We start from the raw sequence: 19,829 nt of genomic DNA on the forward strand, positions 1-19,829 counted from the left end.
TATATAAAATTAAACTTCTAAAATTAAATAATCGCTGTTTCGTCTTCATGGTGGTGAGCGTGATCATGATCCTGAACAGCCATACCAATAAACAATGATGATAACATTGTGAAGATAAACGCTTGTAAAAATGCAACTAGAATCTCAATAACAGAGATAAACAATGTCAATCCTAATGAGATTGGCAAATCTGCTGCTAAATTCTTTCCAACAAAAATCATTGCAATCAAACTCATAATTACTACGTGACCTGCAGTAATGTTTGCGTACAAACGAATTAATAATGCGAATGGTTTTGTTAATGTTCCTAAAATCTCAATTGGAGCTAAGATAATTTTCATTGGAACTGGTACTCCTGGCATCCAGAAGATGTGTCCCCAATAATCTTTGTTTGCACTAAATTGAGTAATGATAAATGTAAAGGCTGCTAAACAAACTGTAATAGCAATGTTTCCTGTTACGTTGATTCCTAGCGGAGTCATTCCTAATAAGTTCAAGATCCAAACAAAGAAAAATACAGTTAATAGGTAACCCATATATTTACGGTATTTTTTCTCTCCAATATTTGGAACAGCAATTTCATCTCTGATGAAAATTACTAATGGTTCTAAAACTCTACCAAATCCTGTTGGAATTGGTCCTTTTTTATATGATCTTGCTAATCCAGTAAACATTAATAATAATAATACTGATACGAAAAGCATTGAAACAACATTTTTAGTAATTGAAAAATCTAATGGTTTTTCATTTTCTGGATGACCGTGCTCATTAAAAGTAATTGTTCCGGCTGCATCTGTTTTGTAAATTTTACCGTGAACTAATTTGTAGAAGCTTCCGTCAACTTCTGCAACTGTTTCCCCGAAGTGGAATTTTGAAGAAGAGAAAACTTTTAAACCACCATCAATTAAAATAACTGGTAATGGAAAACCGTAGTGTTTGTTTTCTTTCTCATCTTGGAAAAAAACAAAGTCATGAGAATCTTGTAAGTGGTGGTCAATAAATGCATCCACTTTTGCCTTTGGATCAAGAGCAACATGCTCTCCCTCTTCGTGAGCATTATGTGAAACTACTTTCTCTTCATGAGCAGTTTCAGTTTGTACATGCGTCGAGTCATTCTCTGGATTTGCAAAACCCATAATCGGTAGAGAAGCTACAAAAGCAGCAAGAATAAAGCTGAGTGGTTTGTTTGAAATCACCATATCTTGGAAAATCTTATTTTTTTACGTTTCTAAAATTTGGTGCAAAGGTACATTTTTTATTAATATTCAAAAGGATATGAAAAATTATTTTTAAACCTTGTTTTAAAGAATTGTTATTTTAACGCTTTTCATTTAATAATCGGACAGTTAAAAGCGTCTGAAATAACAAAAACAACACAAATGTTATAAAAAAACTGACTTTTTCAACATTGGTTTCTCCAATTTGATTTTTTAAAATTGGCTGCAAAACTAAATAGGCTAATAACATTTGTGTAAAAGTTCCGAATAAGAACGTCATTCCGACGATTTCAAAATTTTTCTTTTTTACTATTAACAATATAAAATATAATAAAGATGAAATCGCGAAGAAAGATAAATACAGTAATTCTAAACTGTAATGAAAGTGCTGCGTATTAATTTCACTAAATAAAAAAACAGCTTTATGAATAATATAAGTTCCTAAAGCAAGACATAACAAATAAAAAAATGGTTTGTAATTTTTTGAAAGCATTTGAAATAATTTTAGTGCAAAGATGCAATTTTTATCTCAAGCGATTTTTATTTACAAACTACTTTGTTTTATTGATATCATTTACCTGTCGGATTACATTATACAATGCAACTCCAACACCCACTAGCACAAAAATGGTATTGTAATAAACTTTGGGGCTTGGATGTTTCTCATCAAGCCAGGTTCCGAAATAAGAGAATACAAAAATGATTACTCCCATCTGAAATGGAATATTAATAAATGCTAACCATTTATTTCTTCTATCATTATTCGGTTCCTTTTCCATCTTCTAACATGATTACAGGATTTGAATGGGCAAGCATGGTACAGGTTGCTGTGAAGTCGGCTCCTGGTTCTATCGAAAGTTTTCCTACTGCCACTTCTCCGTGTATTTGGGCAGTCGATTTAATATTAAGGGTTTCCAGAACTTTTATTTTTCCATGAAATTCTCCTTCTATATCAGCATTATTACAAATTATTTCTCCTTTAACAGCTCCTTTGGCCCCAATCACGATTTTGCCTTGTGAAGTAAAGTTTCCAATCAATTCGCCGTCTAATCTAAAATCGGCTTTCGAGACTATGTCTCCTACTATTGATGTTCCTTCTACAATTCTATTTGTTCTTCCTAATTGTTCAGTTCCATTTTTCTTTACTTTTTCAAACATGGCGGTTAAGATTTTAAGGGGTTTTGGGGGTCAAGTATGCGTCTAAATTCTTTTTGATTTGGACGATTTTGTAATTATCATTTGATATTATTATTGCTTGATCTGGGATTTTATATTTCTTATCTTCTCTGAAAACTCCAGCAATATCATTTGCATAAGCCTCAGATTTTAAACCATGAATAACTACAAAACTTTCTGTTTTATTGTATTTATCCAAAGATGTTGTCAATCTTTCGTAATTTTCTACTAATAAAAATACTCTGATTGCTTCTTCAATTCTTTTAACCGCTTTTGTATCGTTGTTAGAAACACGATATAATATTTTCCAGTTTTTAGTGTCGGTTGTTGTAAAACTAAGTTTTTCTAAAATAGGCACTTGCTTTTCTAGAATTTCTCTTGCACTTTTACCTTCTTCGCTATTTGGATAATTGTCTGCTACATTTTCAAGACCTTTCTTATATGCTTCCAATCCATTTACTTTTCCTAAAGTATTAGCTTTTAGCAATTCGTATTTCGATACAATATCATCCCCCGAATATTGGTTGATCAAATTGTCAATATTGGCTAAGACTTCATCGAATTTTTCCTGCTCAAAAAGTTTATACCATTTTTGATATTCTTTGTCGGGACTCGAATTTGGATCTTCTTCTTTATTATTTAAAATATGGGCATATCTCGAATCTGGATATTTCGAAGAAATCTCTGATTTAATAGCTTCTGCTCTTGCTGGATTTGTAATTTGATAAATTTTGTACAAATTATACATAGAAGGTAGCACCAGTTTTTCTTCTGGATTATTTTGAAGCAACTGTTCTAATTTATCACTAGCCAGATTATATTCTTTAAACTTCTCCTTATATATAAGTCCTAATTGATAGTATGAAAAATTACGTTCTTTACCAATACTATCCATAGCTGCTTGCGAAGTTGGAAGTTGTTCTACATAATAGGCTACCGTATATTTTTCAGGAACAATTGTATCTTTCAGTGCGTTGGCAACTTCTTTAGTATTAATACTATCATTCAAAGCTGCATCGTTTGCAGATCGAACTCCTGCCAATCTCCAATTTCCACCCAATGTTCTGCTTCCCCACATTTTTTTAAATTGCAGTTTTCCGTAAGCAACTGTTGTTGGGTTATAAAAGTAAAATGTACTTGCATTATCGTTACTTCCTGGAGGCATGCCATTTCCTTCTGGTTCTATAGGTTTACCCAAAGAATTAGGATTAACGGCTCCGTTTCCTGAAAACTCTGCTTGGGAATTTCGATCAATATTGGCTAATCGCTCTTTTTCTTTTTCTTCTAAAAGGCGTTTTGCTTCATCTTTCTTTTTAAGTTCAGCTATATAGTTTTCAAAATAATCTTTCTTTTCGTTCGGCGGTAAATTGTATACCTTAATAATACTATCATTACGTTTTGCAATCGCTTCGTATTTAATTACGTCATCAAGATTTTTTCTGTTTTTTTCTATATAGGCGAATTCTCTAGTTTTTGGATCCAGTTTTACCAAAGTACTGTCATAATACTTGGCCGCCATTGAGTAATCTGTATTTTTAAAATACATATTTCCAATATTTCTGTAGGCTGAAGCCATTAAATACGGATCTTTCGATTTTCTGCCTAAAGATTTATTGTAAAATAAAAGTGCATTTTCCTGATCTTTATTTTTATCAAAGAAAACTCCCATTTCATAAAATAAGATATCATAATAAGGACGGTTTTCTCGATTTTCTACCAACTTATTATAAGCTTCAATAAACAAATCTTGATTACCATTTTCATAATCAAACATCTGTGCTTTTTTGGCATACGCGTGCATCATATACTTACGATCTGCCTTTCTGTTTAGATCAATAACGGCATCGTAGAAATAAATCGCGCTGTCACGTTTTCCTTCTGCCTGATACATTTGGCCAAGGATAAAACGATATCTTGCGCGTTCTTCATTACTTTTTGTAAATTGTTCTGCCACTCTAAGTCTAGAAACAGCACTATCTTTTTGTTCCAGATTTAAAAAAGCTTCCGCCAAAAGAGCATTGGCATCGGCATAAGTCTGTTTATCTAAATCTGTTTTTTTAAGTAAAATTTTAATATTCTTAAGCGCGATTGCATCGTTACCTAAACGCATATTGGTTTTTTCTCGCCAAATTTTTGCGGTATAAATATTATTACTTTCTGGATATTTGTATAAAATATAATTGAATGCCTCAATTGCCGGAATAAAACGCTGATCATAATATCTTGCTTTTCCAAGCATAAGATAAGCTTCATCCATCTGCCAGTTTCTTTCTCTTCCGCCAATATTCATGGAGTGTTTTTGGATGGCTTTTGTCGCTTTGGTTTCAGCCTTTTCAAAATCAGGATTTTTTGCCTTTTCGCCTTCAGAAAAATTTTCATCAAACTGCATTTTTTCTATTGGCAATTGTTTCCAAAAATTATCCTCATTATTGGCCTGAATAGACTTTAAACCTTTATCAAGGCCAATTCCTCCATTATAAAGAATGTTATATTTTGTCCCAATCGAGTGAGAACTTCGAGCCAAAAAGGTGTTTTTTTTGGTAGAACAAGCCACCAAAAAAATTAAAAAAACGAGAATAAAACTATATTTGAGAGTATTCTTTTTCAATAGAAAAGAGTTTAAAACACATAACTACTAAAAACCAATTTTAGTATAATCACTTGTAAAAATACGCTTCTTTTTGAAATATAGAAATTCTTACACAGCAAAAAATAATTCTAATTCTTGTAAGGTCTCTTTAGAAGTCTGAATGTCTTTGACTATCTCACCTTTATTAAGGGCAACAATTCTATCACAAACCTCTACGGTATGCTGTAAATCATGGCTTGAAACCAAAACTGTTACATTCGGGTTATCGGCTAATTCTCTAATTATTTTTTTTAATCGGCTAACTGTTGTTGGATCCAGATTTGCAAATGGCTCGTCTAAAATTACAACTTCTGGGTTTCCAATAAGTGTTGCAATGATTCCTACTTTTTTCTGATTCCCTTTAGACAAATCACGAAGATATTTTTTATTCTTTAAAATTTCACCGTTAAAAAACTCTTCATGTTTCGCCAACAATGCATCAATATCTGCTTTGTTCTGATTTCTTAAATCTCCAATAAAATAGAAATATTCTTCTGGAGTTAAATATCCGATAAGGAAATTTTCATCTAGAAAAGAACCTGTAAACGATTTCCAGTTTTCACTTGTATTTACTTGAATATCATTACTTTTTATATACCCAGTAGAAGGTTGAATAAGATCTAAAAGCAAACTGAAAAATGTTGTTTTTCCTGCTCCGTTATTTCCCACCAATCCAAAACTTTGTCCTTTTGGGATTTCTAAATTGTTAATGTTTAAAACTGTTGTTCCGTTATATATTTTTGAAAGCTGATTTACTTGTATCATAATAATTTTATATTGTTGATTTTGGATTAATTATCCAATTGACACCTTTTCTTTATTATCTAATTAACTCTTTTGTTTGTAAGCACTTATTGTACTGTACTTTTCAATTTTGTATCTTCTTTCTATTAACGAAAATACTTTTTCTTTAAAGATAAAACCCAAGATACCTGCTCCGGCGACCAAGCTTAAAGCCACTGTTTTATCTGCGAAACGTAATCCTAGCCAATACAATAATAACGGCAAAAAAACTTTTGGTAGAGACAAAAGCATGGCACTTACATTAAAAGCTTTTTTATCTCCAAAAGCTCCGCCAGCATTACTTAAATCGATTGGCGTTTTGGTAAATGCGCCTCCTAAAAGAACCAAATGAGAATTGACACCAATATTATATATTGCACCCACTACAATTGTCAAATATACCTCCCATCCAAAAAGGAGATAAAAAGAAGCCAGTATAGTCGAAATAAAAGTTGCAATTACAATAAGCCACCATTTGGCTGTAATATAACCTCGATACGGAATATTCTGTGTCATCATTAATTGATAATACGAACTGTCCCAGCTTGGTACAAATTGCCCAAAAACAAATAGAAATCCTCCCGAAACAAAAATTCCTGCAAAAATTTGCATGGCCTGTGGCTGGTGCGTATTTCCGAAAAAAATCAATCCGTAGAATAAAAAGATCACACTCATCACAATAGTGGTTTTAGATCTTTTATTTCTTTTAATGAGTTTGATATCGTTTTTAAGAAAAGTACCTAAAGTCCCGAACTGATTTAACCAAGAAAGATTTTCTGTAGACGCTTCATCTTGTTTTACAGAAAGCCCTGCATCGAGATATAAATTTCTTTCGAAGTATTTAAAAGTAAAAATGTGCAATACAATTAATACTAGGACAGGAATCAAAAACAGGCCGTCTATGTCGTAAAAACTTTGAAAAAATGGAGTCGTAAATACAGTAATATCAAATAATTGATAATACTGCGCCAATCCTAAAGCCACAATAAGTATCAAAAACAAGGTAAATAGTTTGTCAATATTGCTTAAAATAATATTTAGAAAATTGTTGATGTAGATTATTGACATTACTCCTAAATGCCAAAAAATAATTTGAACAACATCGTATCCGTTTAAAATTAAGACAACTGTAAACGGAATAAAAAATAATGCGTGTATCCAGTTAAAGAAAGATAAAATCGTTTTGCCTAAAGAAAAATGAACAATCGTTGTTTTTTTTAAAGGAAGAACCAATAATGGCTTAATATTCAGAACAGGAATTGACTGCAATAGCAACCTAATTACTAAATCGGATAAAAAATAGTAAATCAGAAATTTGTTTACGGTTACCAATGGTTCTAATTTCATTTCTTTGAGCACATAAAACGCTCCAACTCCCATACCAATAAAAATTAATGAAAAATAGATCATTAAAAAACCTATTATAATTTTCATTGTCAGATTTTTACCGAAAGATGCCGATCTAATAAAAGCTTTCCATTCGAGATAAATAAACTTCTTAATCATGGTTTATGGTTTAGTATTTTTGTAGTAAGAGACCAAATGTAGGAAAACGTTACAAAAAAAGTTAAAAAAAATAATTTCGTGCTAAACTTTTAATAGTGGTTTGCTACTTTTGCATAAAAATTCTATCATGCCTTCATTCTTAAAACTTATTATTAAAGAGGTTAAACGTGAGACTGCAGATGCCGTTTCTATTCTTTTTAATGTTCCTGAAGAACTAAAATCTGACTATAAATTTATAGCTGGTCAATATATCAACTTAAAATTAACTCTTGATAACCAAGAAATCAGACGTGCTTATTCTATTTGCTCTGCACCTGATAGCGGTGAATTAAGAATTGCTGTAAAGGCTGTAAAAAATGGTCTTTTTTCTCAGTTTGCTAATACAAAACTGAAAGCAGGAGATGTTCTTGAAGTAGGTCAGCCAGAAGGTAAATTTACTTTTGAGCCAGATGCCGAAAGACAAAAAAATTACGCAGCATTTGCTGCAGGAAGCGGAATTACTCCGGTTCTTTCTATTATAAAATCTGTTCTTAAAAATGAGCCAAAGAGTTCATTTGTATTGGTTTATGGAAACAAAACTCCTGAAAGTACAATCTTTCATCAAGAACTTCATGATTTACAATTGCAATATGTAGGCAGATTTTTTGTGCATTATGTATACAGTCAAGCAAAAGCTGAAAATGCTTTATTTGGAAGAATTGAAAAATCGGCTGTGAATTATGTTTTAAACAATAAACACAAAGAACTTCAATTTGATAAGTTTTTCCTTTGCGGACCAGAAGAAATGATTAATACTGTTTCTAATGTTTTGAAAGAGAAAAATGTAAAAGAGTCTGCTATTAAATTTGAATTATTTACCTCTTCTTCAGAAGAGCATGCAATTCAAGGTTCTCAAGAAGGGCATACAAAAATTACTGTTTTGGTAGACGATGAGGAAACTACTTTCGAAATGTCTAAAAAACAAACTATTCTTGATGCTGCTTTAAAACAAGGTGTTGATGCTCCTTATTCTTGCCAGGGCGGAATTTGCAGCAGCTGTTTAGGGCGTGTTACCGCAGGAAGTGCCGAAATGACGAAAAATTCTATTTTAACAGATAGTGAAATTGCTGAAGGTTTAATTTTAACTTGTCAAGCACACCCAACATCAGAAACTATTTATATTGATTACGACGACGTATAATATTTGATAAATTCCAAAATATAAAAATCCAAATTCCAAACTAAACTGGAATTTGGATTTTTTTTGATTTGCAGTCAAAATTTTTGGCGCTATTAGAAGATTTGGCTCTAATTGAAATAAAAGCAAAATTTTATCAAAATATTGCCGAATTTTCATTAAATTAGGGGTGTAATTATGGTAATCTCAATCTCATTGTTTGAGAATTTGTAGAGCTAAATCTAATTTGTCAAACATTTAAACATTAAATATCATGACAGCTCACGTTCAACACTTTCATTTATACCTATTTATTATGCTGGTTGTAACTGCTTCGCTTTGCGTTCTGGCAGTTATTATAAAAATGAAAAACAAAAAAGGTCCAAAGTTGCTCGAAAGAGAAAAATACAATTCAACCTTGACCGAAAAAATGGTAGAAGTTAAAAAGACAGATTCGAATATTTTTAACATCTGGCCTTATGTAAGTAGACTTAAATCGGCTAAAATTTTATCTAAGAAAATTAAAGATCACGACTTGATTTATAAAATTTATAGAGATTCATCCAATAAATTCGAACATATTCTATTGTCTACCGAAGACAAAAATAATTTTGTCTCCATCATAGTAAACAAAAAAAGAAGAAAAACGATAGGATATTCTTTCCTCGATGCTGATGAAAGATATGTTTTAAACAAAAATATTGCTTAAAATTTTAAAAAAAACTTCTCCAAAAAAGAGAAGTTTTTTATTTCATGAAAGCTGCTCTACAACTTTATCAACAACCTGTTGCGGTAAAATTGTCCTCATCGCATCTTCATATCCTTCAACAACTTTATTTCCGTAAACTGATGTTGGTAATTTTGGATATTGATTTCGATCTGAAGTCAGTGCATTTTCTAAACTTTGATTGAATGGCAAAAATCCTGCGTGCGGATGCGTCGCACCCCAAAGCGTGATAACTTTTACACCCAACATTGCTGCAATATGTGCGTTTCCAGAATCCATAGAAAGCATTACATCAAGATTGCTTATTAATTGTAACTCTTGCTGAAATTTAATTTTTCCAGCCATATTAATTACATTTTCAAAAGGTTCTGAGAGTGAATCTAAAATTTCAATTTCTTTCTTTCCTCCTCCAAAAAGTAAAATTTTGTACGATGAGTTTTCGGCCAATTTTGTAATTACTTCCTTCATTAAATCTAAAGGATAAACTTTAGAATCGTACTGAGCAAAAGGCGCAATTCCTATAAGTTTTTGATTCTCATTTCCGATAATGTCCAAAACATCAGAACTTAAAACTGCTTTTTCAGGAAATGTTGGTTTCGATAAATCTAAAGGAAAACCTAATTCTTCAAACACTTTTACATGTCTTTCAAACATGGTTGGCAATTGTTTGAAAATCTTGTTTTCTTCACGCGTCAATTCCTTTTTCCCTTCTCTTCCTTTATCAACAGTTGCTCGTTTTTTTCCGCTTAAAGCGAAAAGCAAACTCACAATCTTAGATCTCAAAACGTTATGAAGATCTGCAAAAGCATCAATTTTCAGTTTTTTTACATCTTTATATAAGCGCACAAGGCCTGGAAAACCTTTATGTCTTTCTTTTTCATCAAAAGCAAAAAACTCCAAATTAGGAATTCCGTCAAAAAAAGGTTTAAAAAATGGACGAGAAATAACGGTTAGTTTTACCGTTGGATATTGTTTTACAAAAGCTCGTAAAACAGGAACCGTCATGGCGACATCTCCCATTGCGGATAGTCTCATGACGGCTATATGCTTAATTTTGCTAGACAAGTCTGCCAAATTATTATTTTTTATTTTGATATAAAATTGGGTTCAATTCATCGTCGTTGTACATTTTCATTTGTTTGTACACTTTCATGAATTTATCTCCATTTTCAATGTCAGTAAGTAAATCATCTATTGCAGTTGATAAATCACTTCTTTGTTCTAAAAGTACATTTAATTTTTCTTGACATTTATCTCTGTGTTCTTGAGAAGCTTCTGCACGATTTGCTTCTTCATGCATATGATAAATTTTTAAAGCCAAAATTGACAATCTGTCAAATGCCCAAGCTGGACTTTCAGAATTAATTTTTGCTCCATCTTTTACTTTTACATCTCTGTATTTTTGTAAAAAATAACTATCTATATATTCCACCATATCAGTACGTTCCTGATTTGATGCATCAATTCTTCTTTTTAAAGTCAATGCTGCAACTGGATCAATTTGCGGATCACGAATAATATCTTCAAAATGCCATTGAACGGTGTCAATCCAATTTTTTAGATATAACAAATGCTCAAACTTATCTTTTGGATAAGGATTATTGATCGGCTGATCTACATTATCAAATTGGTGATAATCTTTGATGCTTTGCTCGAAAACAGAATATGCTAATTTTGAAAACATGTTTTTATTTTTTTATAAAACAAAGATACTTTTTATACTTTTATACTTTGAAAAAAAACAGCAATTTTTCAATTATTCTTAAAAAACAATTGCTCTTCTAAAAAAATAATATGAAAATCCATTATATCTCTGAGAACAACAGTGTCATAAATCATTTCTTAGGCCAGATTCGAAATGTAAATGTTCAAAATGACAGTATGCGTTTTCGTAGGAATATTGAACGTATTGGAGAAATTATGGCTTATGAACTAAGCAAAATTTTACCTTATAAAAATGTAGATATTCAAACTCCACTTGGAATCAAAAAAACAACAGAAATTGACACTGACTTAGTGTTATGTCCTATTCTACGGGCTGGACTACCATTGCATAATGGTTTTTTAAATTATTTTGATCATGCCGAAAACAGTTTTGTTTCTGCCTGCAGATTTCACCCAAACAATGATGATGAATTTGAGATTCGAGTTGAATATCAGGCAATTTCAGACTTAAATAATAAAACTGTTTTACTTCTCGACCCAATGTTGGCTACAGGACAATCAATTGTAGCTGTTCATAAAAAACTAATCGAAAATGCTTCTCCAACAGAACTGCACATTATAGTTGTTATCGCTGCTCCAGAAGGAATAGCCTATCTTGAAGAAAATCTTCCTGAAAACTGTCATTTATGGGTCGCTTCTCTAGACGAAAAACTAAATGAGAAAAACTACATTGTTCCTGGTCTTGGTGATGCAGGCGATCTTGCTTACGGAAGTAAATTATAATTGAGAGAAAAACGTAAATAAACTACACACAATTAGCGTGTAATAAACAATTTCGTTATTCAGCTTCTGCTGCATATATTCTATATGGCTTGTTGCCATAACCGTTAATGGAGCAATACTAAACAATAATAAATCGTTACTTTTATTTGGTGAAACGATGTAAACAAAAGCGGCTATAAAAAAGCAAGCTACAATTTTCTTATACGAAGAATGTACAATTTGTGGTCTGTTTGACAATGTCATTAACATCGAAGTAACAAAAAACAAAGCGACAGCAGTATATATTGAAAGTGCTGCATTTTCGTAATTATTCTTAAAATAATCAATTCTAAAATCGATAACAGCTCTTTCCTGAATGAAGGCTACAGCATCAAAATTGAAAATTAATGATGTCATGTAAAATAAAATCGTAACGGCCAAAAATGCTATAAAAGGAAGAACCCAGTTTCTATAATCTCTTGAAACGTGAAAAATAATGGAAACATAAACCAATATTAAGAAGAGAATGCTCCAAAATTGAAATAAAGAAGCTACAAAAATCCAAAATGAAGCATCAAATATTTTTTCTTTTGATGCTTTTAGAGATTGTAGCGAAATCAATCTTCGAAGTGCCAATAAAATAAAAAAATTGGCATAGATAACATTTGAATCATTAAATATTGTTGGAAAAAACAAAATAAACAATAAGTAAAAAAGTATCGCGTAACCATTGTCTTTACTGAGTCCGTTCTTTTTTACAATGAAATTAATCATAAAAAAAGAAGCCAAAATAAAGCATAACAAACTCACTTTTTGAAAAGCCAAAAAATAAGAAGTAACCCAAGAAGGGTCTTTAATTTGGAACATAAAAAAGAAAACCAGTATTAAAATTACAACCAATGAATAATTTAATGGCGTAGATTTTTTAAAAACACTTGTTATCATAAGGATATTTTATACTTTTGTGATTGTAAAGATAATACTTGTTTGAAAGGAAAACAGAACAAGTTGAAAAAAGATTCGTTTAAAAGAATTTTATCTTCAAAGCATTACACAACAATAAATAACATATAATTTTAAAGAATTATGACAGCTTTTTTTGAAGGAATACAATACTTATTCGTTAACATTTTGTTTGCTCCTCTTGACTTTTTACGTCGTTTGGAATTAATTACATGGTTTGGTGCAAACACTATTAACTGGATTTTCATGACCATCTGTGCATGCGCAATCGTTTATTGGATTAAACAATTACGTATTTTTGATGATGCTGGAACAGAAAACCAAGATACGACTGCTCATTCATTTTTAAAATAAAAACCAAACCCTTAAATTAATTAAGGGCTGGTCAATTATTTTTTAAATTAGATCGAAACCGATATCTTTTCTAAAATACATCTTATCAAAGCTTAGTTTATCTATGTTTTGATAAGATTTTTTTATGGCCTCCTGGAAATTATCTCCATAAGAAGTTACAGCAATTACACGTCCTCCATTAGTAACGACATTTCCGTTATCTAATTTTGTTCCTGCGTGAAAAACAATTGAATCTGTTATATTTTCTAAACCAGAAATAACTTTTCCTTTTTCGAAATCTTCAGGATATCCGCCAGAAACTACCATTACAGTTGTTGCGCTTCTTGGATCTACTTCTAAATTAAAGTCTCCTAACTTTTGATCGGCAACAGACAAGAACAATTCTACTAAATCTGATTTCAGTCTCGGAACCACAACTTCAGTTTCAGGATCACCCATTCTCACATTGTATTCAATAACAATTGGTTCTCCTTTTACATTAATTAGCCCAATAAATACAAAACCTTTATATTCGATTCCGTCTTTCTGGAAACCTTCGATTGTTGGTTTTACGATGCGAGTTTCGATTTTTTCCATCAAAATAGCATCTACATAAGGAACTGGAGAAACTGCTCCCATTCCACCTGTGTTTAAGCCTGTATCGCCTTCACCAATTCGTTTGTAATCTTTTGCCGTTGGAAGAATTTTATAGCTTTTTCCATCCGTTAAAACGAAACAGCTTAATTCGATTCCGTCCAAAAATTCTTCGATAACTACTTTTGCACTTGCTGTTCCAAATTTAGCGTGAACCAGCATATTGCGTAATTCTGTTTTTGCTTCTTCAAGATCTTGAATAATCAAAACACCTTTTCCAGCCGCTAATCCGTCCGCTTTTAAAACGAAAGGAGGCTGTAAAGTTTCAAGGAATTTACATCCTTCTTCGACCGTTTCAGCTGTAAAACTGTCATAAGCTGCAGTTGGAATATTATGTTTCATCAAGAATTCTTTTGCAAATTCTTTACTTCCCTCTAATTGTGCACCTAATTTTGATGGTCCAATAACTGGGATATTTCTTAAACTTTCGTCGTTTTTAAAATAATCATAAATACCTTTTACTAACGGATCTTCTGGCCCTACGACTACTAAACTTATATTTTCTTTAAGTACTAATGCTTTTACAGCTTCAAAGTCAGTTGCAGATATTGCAACATTTTCAGCGATTGCAGCAGTTCCTGCATTTCCAGGCACTACAAAAAGTTTTTCGCAAAGCGGACTTTGAGTCATTTTCCATGCAAATGCATGCTCTCTTCCGCCTGATCCCAATAGTAAAATTGTCATGGTGTTGTTATATTTAGTTGTGGTGCAAAAATAATTGCTTTTGAACGTAAAAAATAATTAAATCTCTAAAAAGTTGTTGGTTCTATACTGTTAGTAATTCCTAAACATTATTTTTGACAAAAATTATTCTGAAAATGATTCGTCTTTTTGATCTTTCGCTCAAATTAAATAGTTTTCCTATAAAGAAAGCTAAAGCTGAATTGGACAAAATTGTTTCTTTTACTGAAGAAGAATACAATTTGTTTCTTGAAAGCAAAAAGAAAGAAATCGTTGATTTTCATTTAGAAAATAACTCCTTTTACAAAGAATTAACTGGAAATACCAATGTCAATAATTGGGAAGATTTACCAATCCTCAATAAACAGAATCTTCAAAAACCACTCGAAGAAAGACTTTCTAAAGGTTATTCAAAAAAAAACATTTACCTCAACAAAACATCAGGATCAAGCGGAACTCCTTTTGTTTTTGCTAAAGATAAATATTGCCATGCTTTGACTTGGGCATCAAATATTATGCGCTTTGGTTGGTTCGGAATCGATTTTAATCATTCCTATCAAGCACGTTTTTACGGAATTCCAATGGACTTTATTGGTTATCAAAAAGAACGTTTCAAAGATTTCCTGACGCACCGTTTTCGTTTTCCTGTTTTTGATTTATCTGATGAAGTTCTTGAAAAATTTCTAAAGAAATTTAGAATCAAAAAATTCGATTACATCAACGGATATACAAGTTCTATTGTTTTATTTGCTAAATATTTAGAACAGAAAAACATCATTTTAAAAGAAGTCTGTCCAACTTTAAAAGCTTGTTTTGTTACGTCAGAAATGCTTTTTGAATCGGATAAAAAATTATTGGAAAAACAATTCGGAATTCCAATTATTAGTGAATACGGTGCATCTGAATTAGATTTAATTGCATTTGAAAATCCTCAAGGAGAATGGCAAGTAAATGCAGAAACTCTTTTTGTCGAAATTCTAGATGAAAATAATAATCCTGTTCCACATGGAACAGAAGGCAAAATTGTAATTACTTCGCTCTTCAATAAAGCAACTCCTTTTATCAGATATGAAATTGGCGACATTGGAATTCTCGATGAAAAAAGTACGCCACAAAAACCTATTCTGAAAAAACTCGTTGGACGAACTAATGATGTCGCTATTTTACCAAGCGGAAAAAAATCGCCAGGATTGACATTTTATTATGTAACCAAAAGCATAATTGAAGACGATGGAAATGTAAAAGAATTCATTATCAAACAAACAAAATTAAATACTTTCGAAATTGAGTATGTTTCTGAAAAAGAATTAATTTCAGAACAAATTGAGAAAATAAAACAAGCAATTGATTTATATCTCGAGCCAAATTTAATCTTCAATTTCACCAGAAAAACGGTTTTAGAAAGAACCAATCGCGGAAAACTAAAACAGTTTAAATCTTATTTATAATATAAATAAAATCTTACATTTGTTTTTTTAACTAAAAACTTATGGGCAATAACTCTTTACTTTCTTAAGAAACAATTTCTAATAAAATATATTTTATCCGTGGTCAAAAAGTGATGCTTGATTTTGACTTAGCTTCGCTATATGACGTTGAAACTAAAAGATTAAACGAACAGGTAAAAAGAAATTCATCACGCTTTCCTGTGGATTTCATGTTTCAACTAACTGAAAATGAATTTAATTCTTTAAGGTCGCAAATTGCGACCTTAAAGAAAGGACGAGGAGAACATCAAAAATATTTACCTTTTGCATTTAGTGAGCACGGCGTTTTAATGTTATCAAGCATCCTAAAAAGCGACAAAGCAATCCAAACCAATATTCAAATTATGAGGATTTTCACGAAAGTGAGACAAATGCTTTTAGATACAACCGAAATTAAAGTTGATATTCTTCAGATTCAAAAGAAGTTAGAGAATCATGATAAAAATATTGAATTGGTTTTTTCTTATTTAGATGAATTGACTGAGAAAAAAGAAAATGAATCTGAAAGAGTAAAGATTGGCTATAAAAAATAGTTCTTTAAAGTGACAAACAGAACATTAAACATCTGAAGTATATATATTTAGCTTCAAGTTTTAAATTACTTTCTATTCAAATCTTATAGAATTGGAGAGTCACGAATTGTATCTTCCAAATTTGACAAGATTCAAAAATCATCAAGAATTTGAAGAAATTATCTTGACCTGCTGAGATTCCAATTTAAACTTTACTTTTGCGGAAAGAAAGTTTTTAGAAAGAATCTGATCCAACTATGAAAATAACCATCATTGCAGGCGCAAGGCCCAATTTCATAAAAATAGCACCTATTATCAATGCTATAAAAAATAAACAAAATAAAGGATTTAATATTTCATTTCGTTTAATACATACGGGTCAGCATTATGACAAAAATCTAAGCGATACTTTCTTTGAAGAATTAAATATTCCTCATCCAGATATTAATTTAGAAGTAAAAAGTGGTTCTCAAGCAGAACAAACAGCTGCCATAATGATTGCTTTTGAAAAAGAATTAATTCAAAATCCCTGTGATTTGGTTTTGGTAGTTGGAGATGTAAACTCGACAATGGCATGCTCAATTGTGGCAAAAAAATGTTACACTAAAGTGGCGCATGTAGAAGCTGGAATTCGTTCTGGAGATTTAACAATGCCAGAGGAAATTAATCGCATGCTAACTGATAGCATTACAGATTATTTTTTTACAACCTCAACCTCAGCTTCAGAAAATCTAATAAAACTGGGGTCTAATCCTGAAAATATACATTTTGTTGGGAACGTAATGATTGACACTTTGTATCAAAACATAAATAGAATTTCGGCTCCTGATTTTTGGAATGAACATCAATTAAGTGAGAAAAATTATGTCGTTTTAACATTGCATCGTCCTGCAAATGTTGATGAAGTATCTTCCCTTATCGAACTTCTTCTTGGAATTGATTTATTAGTAAAGGGTAAAAAAATAATTTTTCCAATTCATCCAAGAACTCAGGCAATTTTAAGCGAAAACAAACGCAATTTTAAAAACATCATCTTCGTCTCTCCTCAAGGTTATCTAAACTTCATGTACTTAATCAAAAACAGTTTTGCAGTTATTACAGATAGTGGCGGAATTTCTGAAGAAACAACTGTTTTAGGAATTCCTTGTTTTACAATGCGTGACAATACGGAACGTCCCGAAACAGAAACTATTGGTTCCAATAAAATTGTGGGGACATCATTAGAAAATTTGAAGAAGTATTTTGAAACCTTTTTAGAAAATGGACCAAAAAAAAGCGGAATTCCGGAATTATGGGATGGAAAAGCATCAGAAAGAATTATTTCAATTTTACTGAATAAGAAATAATGAATGACATTTTAATTATATCAAATTATTATCCTCCTGAAAAAGGTGCTGCAGCTAATAGAATTGAGCAATTAGCTTTAAAACTAAACCAAAACGGATACGTCGTTTCGGTAATTTCTCCTCTTCCAAATTATCCAAAAGGTGAACTTTTTCCAGAATACAAGGGACGATTTTCTGTTACAGAAAAAATCCAAAACATAACTTTAAAACGTCTTTGGATTTATCCGAGCAATAGCTCTAATATTTTTAAAAGAATTATTTCAACATTTTCATTTTCAAGTGTTTTGTTTTTTTATTTACTATTTGCTAAAACACCAAAAAAGGTAATTGTACAATCTCCACCATTATTACTGTCTTTTGTCTCTGTTTTAGCTCTTTGGATAAAAAGAAAAAAAATAATCTTGAATGTTTCAGATCTTTGGCCAACTGCTGCTATTGAGCTTGGTGTATTAACGAAAAACAGTATTTCGCATAAAATTCTGCTTTTTATCGAACGTTTTATTTATAATAAAGCAACGCACATTTTTGCGCAATCCGATGAAATTATCGACCATATTCATTCCATTTTTCCTAAAAAAAAATGCTTTTTATATCGCAATTATCCAGATCATTTTATTGAAAATATTACTGCTAAAAATTATAATTTAGCAGAGCCTATAAAATTATTTTATGCTGGTTTATTAGGAGTAGCGCAAGGAGTTTTTGAGCTTATTCAGCAATTGGACTTAGAAAATCTAAACATTGAACTACATATTTTTGGCGATGGTGCAGAAAAAGATCAAATTTTAAATTATTTAAATGAACATTCAAAACAGAAAATTATATTTTATGGAATGTTGGAGAGAGATGTTCTACATGAAAAACTACGAGATTTAGACATTGCTTTAGTTCCTTTAAAAACAAGAATTTATGGTTCTGTTCCTTCTAAAATATTCGAATATAGCGCTTTAGGGTTTCCTGTTCTTTATTTTGGAGGCGGTGAAGGAGAAATTATAGTAGAAGAAAACAATTTAGGGTGGGTTGTTCCTGTCGAAGATTTTAAAGGTTTAAATATTGCTTTAAAACAAATTTCAAAAATAGGAAAACTTGAAATTCAAAATATGAAGAAAACAATTTTTGAGCATGCTAAAACAAATTTTAATCTTAATCAGCAAATGAAAAATTTAATTGAAAACAATGCTTTTTAAGTAAAATAACTATTGATAAAAGGGACAATTATTTTTGAAATAACAGTCCCTTTTATTATTTAATATAACTAGAAAAATCTTTATGTTCTTCTTTAGCCAATTCTTCAGGAGATAATGATTTGAAATACTCATAAGTTATTTTCATTCCTTCTGCTCTGTTTACTTTTGCTTCCCAACCTAACAATTCTTTTGCTTTTGTAGTATCTGGCTGACGCTGTAACGGATCGTTTATCGGCAGTGGATGATACACCACTTTCTGGTTTGTTCCTGTCAATTTTATAATTTCTTCTGCAAAATCTTTGATGGTGATTTCGTCTGGATTTCCAATATTTACAGGATAAACATAATCTGAATGCAATAATCTGTAGATACCTTCAACTTGATCGTCTACATAACAAAAAGAACGTGTCTGCATTCCGTCCCCAAAAATCGTTAAATCTTCTCCACGTAACGCTTGTCCAATAAAAGCAGGAATTACACGTCCGTCGTTCAGTCGCATTCTTGGTCCGTACGTGTTAAAAATACGCACAATTCTGGTCTCTACTCCGTGAAACGTATGATATGCCATTGTAATTGATTCCTGAAAACGTTTCGCTTCATCATAAACTCCACGAGGACCAATTGTATTTACATTTCCATAATATTCTTCTGTCTGAGGATGAACTAGTGGATCTCCGTAAACTTCTGAAGTAGATGCAATCAAAATTCTTGCTTTTTTTACTCTTGCCAAGCCTAATAAATTATGTGTCCCTAAAGACCCAACTTTAAGAGTCTGAATCGGAATTTTTAAATAATCAATCGGGCTTGCTGGCGAAGCAAAATGCAATATATAATCTAAATCTCCTGGAACATGAACGAACTTAGTAATATCATGATGATAAAACTCAAAGTTTTCTAATTTGAATAAATGTTCAATATTCTTAAGATCGCCCGTAATCAAATTATCCATACCAATTACAAAGTAACCTTCTTTGATAAATCTGTCACATAAGTGTGATCCTAAAAATCCTGCCGCTCCAGTGATAAGTATTCTTTTCATGATAAA

Annotated in this window: 20 protein-coding genes; 8 read left to right on the forward strand and 12 right to left on the reverse strand. The window is 31.3% G+C overall.

Going from position 1 to position 19,829, the window contains the following annotated elements:
- Window positions 1-23: 23 nt before the first annotated feature.
- The 7 genes from atpB to LPB248_RS11110 all read right to left on the reverse strand — a co-directional run bounded on the left by atpB (window position 24) and on the right by LPB248_RS11110 (window position 7,311).
- Window positions 24-1,199 carry a F0F1 ATP synthase subunit A gene (atpB, locus tag LPB248_RS11080; protein ID WP_177211488.1) on the reverse strand — a complete coding sequence of 392 codons (1,176 nt, stop codon included), beginning with the start codon at window positions 1,197-1,199 and terminating at the stop codon, window positions 24-26.
- Between the two features lie 118 nt (window positions 1,200-1,317).
- The gene (locus LPB248_RS11085) at window positions 1,318-1,710 is read right to left on the reverse strand and encodes a hypothetical protein (protein ID WP_177211489.1); all 393 of its coding nucleotides are present in this window, start codon (window positions 1,708-1,710) and stop codon (window positions 1,318-1,320) included.
- A gap of 58 nt (window positions 1,711-1,768) precedes the next feature.
- The gene (locus LPB248_RS11090; protein WP_111378764.1) at window positions 1,769-1,996 is read right to left on the reverse strand and encodes an AtpZ/AtpI family protein; all 228 of its coding nucleotides are present in this window, start codon (window positions 1,994-1,996) and stop codon (window positions 1,769-1,771) included.
- Window positions 1,977-2,375: a polymer-forming cytoskeletal protein gene (locus LPB248_RS11095; protein WP_111368379.1), complete on the reverse strand. Its 399-nt coding sequence runs from the start codon at window positions 2,373-2,375 to the stop codon at window positions 1,977-1,979. The genes LPB248_RS11090 and LPB248_RS11095 overlap by 20 nt, the downstream gene beginning before the upstream one ends.
- Before the next feature lie 13 nt (window positions 2,376-2,388).
- Entirely contained in the window at window positions 2,389-5,001 is a 2,613-nt protein-coding gene (locus LPB248_RS11100) for a tetratricopeptide repeat protein (RefSeq protein ID WP_177211490.1), read from the reverse strand.
- 90 nt (window positions 5,002-5,091) lie between these two features.
- The gene (locus tag LPB248_RS11105; protein WP_177211491.1) at window positions 5,092-5,787 is read right to left on the reverse strand and encodes an ABC transporter ATP-binding protein; all 696 of its coding nucleotides are present in this window, start codon (window positions 5,785-5,787) and stop codon (window positions 5,092-5,094) included.
- A 63-nt stretch (window positions 5,788-5,850) separates the two neighbouring features.
- On the reverse strand, window positions 5,851-7,311 hold the full coding sequence (locus LPB248_RS11110) for a DUF5687 family protein (RefSeq protein ID WP_177211492.1): 1,461 nt from the start codon (window positions 7,309-7,311) through the stop codon (window positions 5,851-5,853).
- A 127-nt stretch (window positions 7,312-7,438) separates the two neighbouring features.
- Here LPB248_RS11110 and LPB248_RS11115 point away from each other — a divergent pair, with 127 nt between their 5' ends.
- Entirely contained in the window at window positions 7,439-8,491 is a 1,053-nt protein-coding gene (locus tag LPB248_RS11115) for a ferredoxin--NADP reductase (protein ID WP_177211493.1), read from the forward strand.
- 250 nt (window positions 8,492-8,741) lie between these two features.
- A complete protein-coding gene (locus LPB248_RS11120) occupies window positions 8,742-9,176 on the forward strand; it encodes a hypothetical protein (protein WP_177211494.1) in 435 nt (144 codons plus the stop codon).
- 42 nt (window positions 9,177-9,218) lie between these two features.
- Here the strand turns inward: LPB248_RS11120 and LPB248_RS11125 are convergent, their stop codons facing one another.
- Window positions 9,219-10,229, reverse strand: a complete 1,011-nt coding sequence (locus tag LPB248_RS11125) for a glycosyltransferase family 9 protein (RefSeq protein WP_177211495.1) — start codon at window positions 10,227-10,229, stop codon at window positions 9,219-9,221.
- Between the two features lie 43 nt (window positions 10,230-10,272).
- Complete coding sequence (locus LPB248_RS11130; protein ID WP_177211496.1) at window positions 10,273-10,878, reverse strand: DUF4254 domain-containing protein; 606 nt, start codon at window positions 10,876-10,878, stop codon at window positions 10,273-10,275.
- Between the two features lie 110 nt (window positions 10,879-10,988).
- Here LPB248_RS11130 and upp point away from each other — a divergent pair, with 110 nt between their 5' ends.
- Window positions 10,989-11,642 (forward strand): uracil phosphoribosyltransferase, encoded by a 654-nt coding sequence (gene upp, locus LPB248_RS11135; protein WP_177211497.1) that lies wholly within the window; start codon window positions 10,989-10,991, stop codon window positions 11,640-11,642.
- On the opposite strand, the gene LPB248_RS11140 is transcribed toward upp, so the two are convergent.
- On the reverse strand, window positions 11,637-12,566 hold the full coding sequence (locus tag LPB248_RS11140) for a DUF6427 family protein (protein WP_177211498.1): 930 nt from the start codon (window positions 12,564-12,566) through the stop codon (window positions 11,637-11,639). The two genes, upp and LPB248_RS11140, sit on opposite strands and share 6 nt — an antisense overlap.
- A gap of 141 nt (window positions 12,567-12,707) precedes the next feature.
- On the opposite strand from LPB248_RS11140, the gene LPB248_RS11145 reads away from it, so the two are divergent.
- A complete protein-coding gene (locus tag LPB248_RS11145; RefSeq protein WP_177211499.1) occupies window positions 12,708-12,938 on the forward strand; it encodes a DUF6341 family protein in 231 nt (76 codons plus the stop codon).
- A gap of 42 nt (window positions 12,939-12,980) precedes the next feature.
- On the opposite strand, the gene purD is transcribed toward LPB248_RS11145, so the two are convergent.
- Window positions 12,981-14,255 carry a phosphoribosylamine--glycine ligase gene (purD, locus tag LPB248_RS11150; RefSeq protein ID WP_177211500.1) on the reverse strand — a complete coding sequence of 425 codons (1,275 nt, stop codon included), beginning with the start codon at window positions 14,253-14,255 and terminating at the stop codon, window positions 12,981-12,983.
- A 134-nt stretch (window positions 14,256-14,389) separates the two neighbouring features.
- Here purD and LPB248_RS11155 point away from each other — a divergent pair, with 134 nt between their 5' ends.
- The 4 genes from LPB248_RS11155 to LPB248_RS11170 all read left to right on the forward strand — a co-directional run bounded on the left by LPB248_RS11155 (window position 14,390) and on the right by LPB248_RS11170 (window position 18,784).
- A complete protein-coding gene (locus LPB248_RS11155) occupies window positions 14,390-15,700 on the forward strand; it encodes a phenylacetate--CoA ligase family protein (RefSeq protein ID WP_177212539.1) in 1,311 nt (436 codons plus the stop codon).
- 113 nt (window positions 15,701-15,813) lie between these two features.
- Entirely contained in the window at window positions 15,814-16,272 is a 459-nt protein-coding gene (locus LPB248_RS11160; RefSeq protein ID WP_410504067.1) for an ORF6N domain-containing protein, read from the forward strand.
- 236 nt (window positions 16,273-16,508) lie between these two features.
- Window positions 16,509-17,597, forward strand: coding sequence for a non-hydrolyzing UDP-N-acetylglucosamine 2-epimerase (gene wecB / locus LPB248_RS11165; protein ID WP_177211501.1), 1,089 nt, complete (start codon window positions 16,509-16,511; stop codon window positions 17,595-17,597).
- On the forward strand, window positions 17,597-18,784 hold the full coding sequence (locus LPB248_RS11170) for a glycosyltransferase family 4 protein (protein ID WP_177211502.1): 1,188 nt from the start codon (window positions 17,597-17,599) through the stop codon (window positions 18,782-18,784). The genes wecB and LPB248_RS11170 overlap by 1 nt, the downstream gene beginning before the upstream one ends.
- Before the next feature lie 55 nt (window positions 18,785-18,839).
- Here LPB248_RS11170 and LPB248_RS11175 read toward each other — a convergent pair whose 3' ends face one another.
- Window positions 18,840-19,823, reverse strand: a complete 984-nt coding sequence (locus LPB248_RS11175) for a UDP-glucuronic acid decarboxylase family protein (protein WP_177211503.1) — start codon at window positions 19,821-19,823, stop codon at window positions 18,840-18,842.
- Window positions 19,824-19,829 lie beyond the last annotated feature (6 nt).

The sequence above is a fragment of the Flavobacterium sp. LPB0248 genome (assembly GCF_013388355.1).
In the GTDB taxonomy this organism is placed as follows: domain Bacteria; phylum Bacteroidota; class Bacteroidia; order Flavobacteriales; family Flavobacteriaceae; genus Flavobacterium.